Here is a 9,109-nt window from a genome sequence, read left to right as displayed (position 1 = left end):
GTTCTCCTTCAGCAACGAAGAAAGCTCCGTCGCCGCCGGCGGCGCGGTGGCGATCAGCCGTCGCAGGTCCCCGTCGGACTTGGCGAGCTGCTGGGTCACGACCAACCACGGCAGACCGCATCCCCGCAGTGTCCACTTCGGACGAAAAAGTCCCGCTTCCGCTCAGCGAAGGCTGGGGGGAGACCTGCGAGCGAAAGCGGGAGTTCGAGGCCGGTACGGGGGTCGCCTCGCGGCGAGTGGCGCTACACGGCTCCAGCCGAACTGGCACTCCGTGAAGGCATTGGGTGAGGCCCGGGGACTCCTCCGTACCGACACCCGTTACAACGTCCTGCGCCCGCCGGTGTTCCCGACGTGACCGGGCTCATGCCAGCATCCGGCCGAGCAGGACGCCGAGGCGGTTCCGGTCCGCCGCGCCCAAGCCCGACGTCAGCGGGGCCATCGCGCGCGACACCTCCGCCGTCAGATCCGCGGCCAGCGAAAAGCCCGCCGGCGTCAGGCTGACGCGCACCGAACGGCCGTCGTCGCGACTGGCCTCTCGGGAAACCAGCCCGCGGCGGACCGCCCGGTCGACCAGGCCGCTCACCGACGACCGGTCCAATCCCAGGTGCGTGGCGAGCTCCGCCATCTTCGGCGTGCGGTCGCGCAAGATCCCCAGAACCCGCAGCTGCGTCAGGGAAAGCTCGTGCGCCGCCGCGACCTCGCTCAGCCGGGCCATCACCACGAACGACACCTGAGCCAGGTTGTCCAGCACCTCGTCGGGTTCGGTCATGCCGCCGACTCTACCTTGAGCTAGTTGGCGATGCCATCTAAAGTAGTGGGTATTACCAACTAAAAGGAGACACCATGCGCGCCGCAGTCGTCACCGAGTTCGGTACTCCGCCCACCTGTCAGGACTTCGCCGAACCCCAGCCCTCCAGCGAAAACGAGGTGCTGGACGTCGTCGCCGCGGGACTGCACCCGCGCGTCCGCTCCCAGGCCGACGGTTCGCACTACACCGGGACGGGTGACCTTCCGCTCGTCCCCGGCATCGACGGCGTCGGCCGGGCGCCCGACGGCGCGCTGCGGTACTTCGTCCTGCCCGACACAGCGATGGGCTCGATGGCCGAACGCACCGTCGTGGACCCGAGACGCAGCGTCGTCCTGCCCGGAGACGCCGACCCGGTGCTCGTCGCCGCCGGGATGAACCCCGCGATGTCGGCCTGGGTCGCCCTCCGCCGGCGCATCGAGTTCGGCGCCGGGCAGGACGTCCTCGTCCTGGGCGCGACCGGGAACGCCGGCCGGCTCGCCGTCCAGGTCGCGAAACACCTCGGCGCGGGCCGGGTCATCGCCGCTGGCCGCGACGCCGGGCGCCTCGCCGAGGTACCAGCCGACGAAGCCCTCACCTTCGACGAGCTCGGCAAGGCCGCCGACGTCGACGTCGTCCTCGACTACGTCTGGGGCCCGCCGACCGCCGACGCCCTGCGCACGATCGTCACCGAGCGCGCCGACCGGAGCCGCCCGCTGACCTGGGTCGAAATCGGCTCGGTGGCCGGGCGGACGACGGAACTCCCCTCGGCCGCGCTCCGGGCGGCGCGGCTGCAGCTCGTCGGCAGCGGGCAGGGTTCGGTACCGACCAGGGACATCGTCGAAGAGCTGCACGCCCTCGTGACGGAGATCGGAAACTTCCGGATCGACGCGCGCCCGGTGCCCCTCCAGGACGTCGAAACCGCCTGGCGGGACACCGGAAGCGCTCAGCGCGTCGTCATCACTCCTTGAGCTCCTTGACCTTCGGCGTGGCCCGCACGCCCGAGTGCAGGTACCGCTCCCCCGTCGGCAGCGTGTAGAACGTCACCGAAATCCAGCCCCGCATCCCCGCGGGACTGTGGGCGAACTGGGCCGGTCCGATCGGCACCAGCTCGTCCTCGGTCGTCGTTTCCGGCATCAGCTCGGCCAGCGGGCCGGTGATGGTCTGGCGCATCCACAGCTTCTCGTCGCGGGTGAGGACGTCGATCCGGACCGACTCCCGCTCGTAGACGCCGAGGAACTCCGAAGCGTCCACCTCGGGCAGCGGCACGGCCGGTTCGAGCGGGCGCGGCATCGCGACGCCGGCCAGCTCGGCGAAGAGCTCGCGGTAGAGCTCTTCGTACAGGTCGTGCGTGCTGCCGCCGTTGGTGAGCAGCGTGACCGCCAGCCCCTGCTCGGGTAGGACCCGCAGGAACGCCGCCTGCCCGATCGTGTTGCCGTCGTGGCCGTACACCCGGCGGCCGTCCCAGCCGAAGCGGATCCAGCCGAGGCCCCACGAGTCACCGAGCGTGTCCTTGTCCGGCATCTCGAACTGCTCTTCGGTCATCGCCTGCGCGGACTCGGCCGAGAGCACCCGCGAGCCGTCCGGGCCGAGGCCGCCGGTCAGGTGCAGGCGGGCGAACGCCAGGACGTCGTCGGTCGACGCCGAGATGAGCCCGGCCGGGCCCGCCGAGCGCTGCAGGCCCCACACCGGCGCCGGCTGCGGCTCGGCGTCCCCCGCGGCGACGTGCCCCACCGCCGCGCGCTGCAGGAGGGCTTCCTCCGGCAGGGTGCTCGTGCGCTTCAGGGCCAGCGGCGTGAACAGCCGCTCGCGCAGGGCCGCGTCCCAGGTCTTGCCGGTCAGCTTCTCGATCACCCGGCCGACGAGGACGAATCCCGAGTTGCAGTAGGACAGGGTCGCGCCGAGCGGGTGCGTCTGTGCCGCCTGGTCGAGGATCCCGACGTACTTCTCCAGGCAGTCGTCGCCGCGGCCGGTGTCGGTGAAGACGTCGCCGTCGATGCCGCTGGTGTGGGTCAGCAGGTGCCGCAGCGTCACCTTCTTCGTGACGTCGGGGTCGGCGAGCCGCAGCTCGGGCAGGACGTCGGTGATCGGCGCGTCGAGCTTCAGCAGCCCTTCGTCGACCAGCTGCATCGCGACGGTCGCCGTCCACACCTTGGTGATCGAGCCGATCTGGAACACCGAGTCGTCGGTGACCTCGACGCCGGTCGCCTTGTTCAGCACGCCGTGGCTCACCTGGACGACCTCGTCGCCGTCGAGCCGCAGGATGCCCAGCGCCGCGCCGGGGACGCGGTGCTTGCGCGCGAGCTCGGCGAGCCGGCGGCGCCAGTGCGCGGCGTCGATCGGCACCCGCACCGGCTTGCCCGGCTCGCCCGCGTGCTGCTCGACCCAGTCGGCGGTGCGCCGGTTGAAGTCGGCGCGGTGCGACGGGCGGCCCTCGAGGATGAACAGGTGCGACGCGCCCGGGTAGAGCACCAGCCGGGTGGGCACGCCCTGTTCGCGCAGGCCGGTGAACCACTGTTCGGCCTGCCCCGCCGGGCACCGGTCGTCGGCGGCGCCGTGCACGATCAGCGTCGGCGTGCGCACCTTTTCCACCTGGGCCAGCGGGGAAAGCGCCGTGTAGTGCGCACGGTTCTCCGCCGGGACGGCTCCGAGCTCGGCGACGCCCAGGTAGTGGCCGGCGTCGGACGTGCCGGCCATGCTGACCACGTCGCTGACGACCCCGCCCGCGACCGCGGCGGCGAACCGGTCGTCGCGGCTGGTCAGGTAGCAGGTCATGTAGCCGCCGTAGCTGTAGCCGGACACGGCCAGCCGTCGCGAGTCCGCCACCCCTTCGGCGACGAGCTGGTCCAGCGGCTCGAGGAAGTCCTTGGCGTCGGCCACGCCCCAGGCGCCGACCGCCGCGGTGAAGAACGCTTCGCCGTAGCCGTCGCTGCCGCGCGGGTTGAGCAGCAGCACCGCCCACCCGCGGGCGGCGAGCCGCTGGTGGTAGAGGTGCACGGCGTCGGCGGTGCCGCTCCACGCGTTGTGCGGGCCGCCGTGGATGTCGAGCAGCAGCGGGAGCGGGCCGGTGCGGGCGGGGTCGCGCAGCAGCCAGCCGTGCACGACCGTGCCGTCGGAGACGGTGAACTCCCGCTCCTCGTGGGTGAACAGCTCGACGTCGCCGGGGCCGTGGGCGGTGTGCACATGTGCCGCTCCGCCGGTGACGTCGACCGTCGCGATCTCGCCGTAGGACGTCGAGGTGGTCAGCAGGACCGCCGCGGTGCTCCCGGCGACGCTCAACGCGGCCACGGTGGTCCCGTTTTCCCCGAGGATCCGCCGCGGTTCGCCGCCGGTGACGTCGACGGCGTACAGGTGCGTGTAGCCGCGGTCGCGGACGCAGAACAGGACCGTCGAGCCGTCGCCGGCGAGCTGCGGGAGCGCGCCGGGATAACCCGGGCCGCCCGGCATCACGTTGCGGTCGAGCGGGGCGGCGAGGTCGACGGTCTCCCCGCCGTCCAGCGGCACGCGCAGCAGTCCGGCGTGACCGGTGGCGGTGTCGCGGCGGCCGACGACGAGCAGGGCTTCACCGTCCGCGGTCCACGTGACCGTCCCGCACATGCCTTCGTCCGAGCCGGCCAGGCGGGGCTCGGCGGTGCGATCGTCGGCGTCGAGAACGTAGGTGCCCGAACGGAACGTCAGGTCGGAGCCGGCTTCGAGGGCCGCGGCGAAGGCCAGCCGCCCGCCGTCCGGCGACCAGGCGGGGTCGCCCGCGTGCCAGTCCCCCGACGTCGCCCGCCGGACCTCGCCGGTGGCGACGTCGAGGACGTGGACGTGCTTGCGCAGCGTCCGCAGGAGTCCGGCGCCGTCGGCCTTGAAGTCCAGCCGGTCGGCGACCACCGGGGCGCTCGCGCGGCGGCCCTGCGCACCGTCGTCTTCGCCCTCCTCGGCGGCGAGGTCGATCGGGGCGCTGAAGGCGATCTCGCCGCCGTCCGGGCGCCACACCGGCGTGCCCGCGCCCAGCGGGAGCTTCGTGACCTGCTCCGGCTCCCCGCCGTCCGCGGGCAGCAGCCACAGCTGCGGCGGGCCGTCCTGGGCGCGCAGGAACGCGATCCGCGTCCCGTCCGGCGACCACACCGGGGCCGCGTCGGCACGGCCATGGGTCAGCCGGCGCGCTTCGCCGCCGCCGGTGGCGACCTGCCAGAGCGAAGAGGTGTCCTCGTCCTTCTCGCGGTCGGCGGTGCGCAGCACGTAGACGATCCGGGCGCCGTCGGGCGAAAGTGCCGGCTGCTCGGGGAACTCCAGGGCGTACAGGTCGTCGATGCCGATACGTCGGGACATGCGGATCTCCTTGTGGGATAACGGTCTCACGCGGCGAAGTGGCAGGCCGCGCGGTGCGGCCGGTGGGCCGGCGGGCGCCGCCGCCGCCGTCATTTCGCGAACATCCGGATCGAGGACGGCTCGACGTTGCCCTGGCTGATCTCGAACTTCGCGCCGCTGGCGTAGGTCGGCACCACTGAGTCGAAGTACGGCACCGCGTCCACCCGCTTGACCAGCGCGGTTTCCGCCGCGTTCCAGTCCGCGCAGCTCGTGTCGCCGGCCTTCGAAGCCGCCTGCCGCGCCGCCTGGCCGTAGCCGGGGTTGCTGATGTGGGCGAAGTTCGTGCCGTCCGGCGCGGCCGGGCCGGAGACGAACGGGACCAGCTGGCTCGGCAGCGAGAAGCCGACCGGGCCGAGGGACACCTCCCACTCGCCGGTGGCGAACAGGACCTGGCTGAGACCGGGGCTGTCGACCGCCTTGAGCGTCACGTCGACGCCCAGGGACTTCCACGTCTGCTGCGCGAGCTCCGCGGTCGGCGCCATCGTCGGGCCGAGCTGGGTGCCGTAGAGGACGGTGAGCGCGAGCTTCTTGCCGTCCTTGGCGCGCACGCCGTCCGGGCCCGCCTTCCAGCCCGCCGCGTCCAGGGCAGCCGCCGCCGCGGCCGGGTCGTGGGCCGGCAGGTTGCCGCTGACGGTGTCGCCGGGACACACCTTCGGCTCGTTCGTGATCATGCCCTTCGACGGCTTGCCGTCGCCGCTGGTCAGCACCTTGCCGAGCTGCGGGAGGTCGAGTGCCTGGGTGAGCGCCCGGCGGACGGCTTCGTCCTGCCCGGGCCGTCCGGGCGCCTGGTTGTAGAACACCTCCCCCATCGGGGCGGTGAAGTCACCGTGGAAGAGCTTGCGTGCCTCCAGGCGTTTCCGGTCCGGCCCGTTGATCGCGGCCGCGCTGAGCTCCCCCGACAGCAGCAGGTTCGCCGCGGTCGTGGTGTTGGGGATGACCCGGACGACGACCTTGTCCGGCAGGCCCGGCTCCGCCTTCCAGTCGCCGGGGCCCCACGTGTAGTCCTTGCGGCGGGTGAACGTGTAGTGGTCGTTGGGCACGGACTCGGTGACGGTGAACATCCCGGTGCCGGCTTCGCCCTTGGCGAGCAGCTTGCGGTCCGCGAGCCCCTTGGCGCAGGCGATCGGCACCCCGCCGACGTTGCGGGCCAGGAACGCGTCCGGTTTCCCGCTGGTGACGGTGATCGTGCCGGTCGCCGCGTCCGCGGTCGCCTTGGTGCCCGGGGCGATGTACAGGCCGGCGATGGGCGACTTGTTCGCCGGGTCGCCGATGAAGTTCACGTTGGCCGCGACGTCGGCGGCGGTCAGCGGGGTGCCGTCCGCGCACGTGAGGCCCGGGCGGAGGGTGAACGACGCGGTCGTCGTCGACGCCTCCCACTTCGCGGCCAGCCCGGCGACCGCCTTGCCGTCGCCGTCGAGGTTCAGCAGCGTGTCGTAGAGGAACCGGTCGACCTGGATGGCCACCGACAGCACGGTCATGTGCGGGTCGAGGCTGCCGGGGTCCGAGCCGACGCCGAGGCTGAACGTCTTGCCGTCCACCGGGGCGCCGTCCCCCGTCGCAGCGCCGCCGCCGGATCCCCCGCAGGCGGTCGCGGTCAGGGCGAGCACCCCGAGCAGGACCGCCGCGGTCCGTGTCTTGGTCATGGGGTTTCCTTCCGCAGGTGGTGCACGGCGAGGCGGGCGGCCTCGCCGATCGCGGCGTCCACCGCGGGTTGCCGCTCGGCGAGGGAGTCCGCGCGGGTGAAGACGGCGACGGCGAACCGGCGGCCGTCCGGACAGGACACGACGCCCGCTTCGTTGCGCACCGCGGGCAGGGTGCCGGTCTTGGCCGCGATCGCGACGTCGGACGGGAAGCCGGACGAGATCCGGTGGGGCCAGATCTGCCGCGCCATGATCGTGCGCACCCGCTCGCAGGCGGCCGGGTCCGCGGCGCGGTCGGTCCAGATCGCGTCGAGCAGCGAGGTGATCTCCCGGGGCGTGGACGCCGACGTGCGCTCGGGATCGAGCACCGCGAGCTTCCACGTCTGCTCGGGGGTGGCGCCGGCGAACACGGCGTCGAGGTCGGCGTCTTCGGCCGCGCCGAGGTCCGCCAGCACGGAGGCGAAGAGGTCTTCGCAGCAGCCGATCAGCCGCGTGCGGTGTAGCTCCAAGTCGGTGAGGACGCGGTCGACAGCCTCCTGGCCGACGCGGTGGTAGATGACGTCGGTCGCCGCGTTGTCGCTCATGGTCAGCATGAACAGCGCGAGGTCGCGCCAGCTCAGCTCGACGTCGTCGGCGCAGCCCGCCGTGCCGATCCCGCCGATGCGGTAGCGCTTCCCGACGCGGGTCCGCGCGGTCTCGTCGAGCCGGCCCGCGACGACCTCCCGCGCGTAAGCGACCGCGACCGGGATCTTGAACACCGACGCGAGCACCACCGGGTCGTCCGCGCCGACGGCCACCTCCGGCCCATCGCCGATCTCCCGCGCGTGCACGAACCCCCGCGCGCCGGCCGCGGTGAAGACGTCGGCGATCGCCGTTTCGACCGGGCTCACACGCTCACCCGCCGATCGGCCCGGCCGGTGTGCAGGTACAGCGCGCGGCCGGTGCCGTCGTCGCCGACGAAGGCGTGCGGCAGGTACCTGCCCTGCATCGGTTCGGCCAGGATCAGCGTGTCGCCGTTCATCGCGACCAGCTCGGTCTTGTCGGGCTTGCCCAGCTCCGCGAAGATCCCCTTCGGGACGCGCTCGACCCAGACACGGCCGTCGTCGTCCTGGCTGACCACGATGTCCGCGACGGACGACGAGTACTCGCCGACGTACCGCGTGGCGTCGATGCGCGGCGCGTCCGAATCCGACACAGGCGGCACCGGCGGCACGGCAAGCTCGATGCCGGTCAGCTCCTTCAGGAGGTGGCCGACGACCTCGGTGTAGACGGCGATCGGGTCGCCGCCGTTGGTCAGCAGCGCGACGGCGACGTCGTGCCCGGGCGCGAGGCGCAGGAAGGACGACTGGCCGATCGTGCCGCCGTCGTGGCCGACGATGCCGCCGCCGTCGAAGAGCGACCAGCCCAGGCCCCACGCCCGGCCCATCAGGCCGAGGTCGGGCAGCTCCACCTGGCGCTCCCGCATGGCGCGGGCGCTCTCGGCGCCGAGCACGCGGGTGCCGTCCGGGCCTTCGCCGTCACGCAGGTGCATGCCGGCGAACGTCACGAGGTCGCGCGGCCGCATCGCGAGCATCGCGCCGGCCGGCGCGTTGGACGCCGCCAGCGCCCAGACGCCGGCGGGCTGCGGGTCGGCGCCCGGCTCGGGAGTGAGGTGGCCCAGCGCGGCGCGGAAGCGGATCGCCTCGTACGGGCTCGCGGCGGCGTGCGTCAGTCCAAGGGGGACGAACAGGTGCTCGGCCAGGCAGTCGTTGTAGGGCTTGCCGCGCAGCACTTCCACGACGCGGCCGAGGACGCAGAACGCGGCGTTGTTGTAGGAGAACATCTCGCCGGGCGCGAACAGCTGCGGGACGTCGCCCAGGGTGGCGACGTACTTCTCGACGCAGTCGGCGCCGCGGCCGGTGTCGGTGAAGATGTCGCCCTCGAAGCCGGCGGTGTGGCACAGGAGCTGCCGGACGATGATCCGCGCGGCGGCTTCCTCGTCGGCCAGCGTGAACTCGGGCAGGTACTTCCGCACCGGCTGGTCGAGGTCCAGCAACCCCTCGTCGACGAGCTGCATCGCCAGCGTCGTCGTCCAGATCTTGGTGATGGACCCGATCTGGAACAGCGAGTCGGCGTCGGCCTCGACGCCGGTGCCCGTGTTGAGAACGCCGGCCGCGTGGTCGATGATCTCGCCGCCGGCGTACACGGCCACGGCCGCGCCGGGCACGTGGTGCTCGGCCAGGACGGCCGGGAGCCGGGTTTCGAGCCAGGCGGCGAGTTCGGTGAGCTTCGACATGGTGGCCTCTCGTCCGACGATGGGAACCGGCGATGCGGGGATGCTAGGACGGCG

General features: G+C 72.7%; 6 protein-coding genes. 1 reads left to right on the top strand and 5 read right to left on the bottom strand.

Translation table 11 applies throughout. From position 1 onward, the window contains the following. Nucleotides 1–361: 361 nt before the first annotated feature. The gene (locus AB0M59_RS45410; protein WP_364628133.1) at nucleotides 362–769 is read right to left on the bottom strand and encodes a MarR family transcriptional regulator; all 408 of its coding nucleotides are present in this window, start codon (nucleotides 767–769) and stop codon (nucleotides 362–364) included. 74 nt (nucleotides 770–843) lie between these two features. Here AB0M59_RS45410 and AB0M59_RS45405 point away from each other — a divergent pair, with 74 nt between their 5' ends. Next, a complete protein-coding gene (locus AB0M59_RS45405; protein WP_364628131.1) occupies nucleotides 844–1,755 on the top strand; it encodes a zinc-binding alcohol dehydrogenase family protein in 912 nt (303 codons plus the stop codon). Here AB0M59_RS45405 and AB0M59_RS45400 read toward each other — a convergent pair. From AB0M59_RS45400 to AB0M59_RS45385, 4 genes are all read right to left on the bottom strand, one after another. Next, nucleotides 1,745–5,101: a serine hydrolase gene (locus AB0M59_RS45400; protein WP_364628129.1), complete on the bottom strand. Its 3,357-nt coding sequence runs from the start codon at nucleotides 5,099–5,101 to the stop codon at nucleotides 1,745–1,747. The genes AB0M59_RS45405 and AB0M59_RS45400 overlap by 11 nt on opposite strands. A gap of 89 nt (nucleotides 5,102–5,190) precedes the next feature. After that, the gene (locus AB0M59_RS45395; RefSeq protein ID WP_364628127.1) at nucleotides 5,191–6,783 is read right to left on the bottom strand and encodes an ABC transporter substrate-binding protein; all 1,593 of its coding nucleotides are present in this window, start codon (nucleotides 6,781–6,783) and stop codon (nucleotides 5,191–5,193) included. Next, on the bottom strand, nucleotides 6,780–7,670 hold the full coding sequence (locus AB0M59_RS45390) for a serine hydrolase (protein ID WP_364628125.1): 891 nt from the start codon (nucleotides 7,668–7,670) through the stop codon (nucleotides 6,780–6,782). The genes AB0M59_RS45395 and AB0M59_RS45390 overlap by 4 nt, the downstream gene beginning before the upstream one ends. After that, on the bottom strand, nucleotides 7,667–9,055 hold the full coding sequence (locus tag AB0M59_RS45385; protein WP_364628123.1) for a serine hydrolase domain-containing protein: 1,389 nt from the start codon (nucleotides 9,053–9,055) through the stop codon (nucleotides 7,667–7,669). Before AB0M59_RS45385 ends, AB0M59_RS45390 begins: the two co-directional genes overlap by 4 nt. Between the last annotated feature and the right edge of the window lie 54 nt (nucleotides 9,056–9,109).

Origin of the sequence: Amycolatopsis sp. NPDC051371, from assembly GCF_040682155.1 — a bacterium.
GTDB lineage: Bacteria > Actinomycetota > Actinomycetes > Mycobacteriales > Pseudonocardiaceae > Amycolatopsis.
Note: the sequence above shows the minus strand (reverse complement) of the source record. Positions and strands in the feature narration are given on the sequence as shown.

Excerpts from the sequence above, each read along its gene's own strand:
- AB0M59_RS45405 (WP_364628131.1), top strand. The coding sequence starts at position 844 with ATGCGCGCCGCAGTCGTCACCGAGTTCGGTACTCCGCCCACCTGTCAG.
- AB0M59_RS45410 (WP_364628133.1), bottom strand. The coding sequence starts at position 769 with ATGACCGAACCCGACGAGGTGCTGGACAACCTGGCTCAGGTGTCGTTC.
- AB0M59_RS45385 (WP_364628123.1), bottom strand. The coding sequence starts at position 9,055 with ATGTCGAAGCTCACCGAACTCGCCGCCTGGCTCGAAACCCGGCTCCCG.
- AB0M59_RS45395 (WP_364628127.1), bottom strand. The coding sequence starts at position 6,783 with ATGACCAAGACACGGACCGCGGCGGTCCTGCTCGGGGTGCTCGCCCTG.
- AB0M59_RS45400 (WP_364628129.1), bottom strand. The coding sequence starts at position 5,101 with ATGTCCCGACGTATCGGCATCGACGACCTGTACGCCCTGGAGTTCCCC.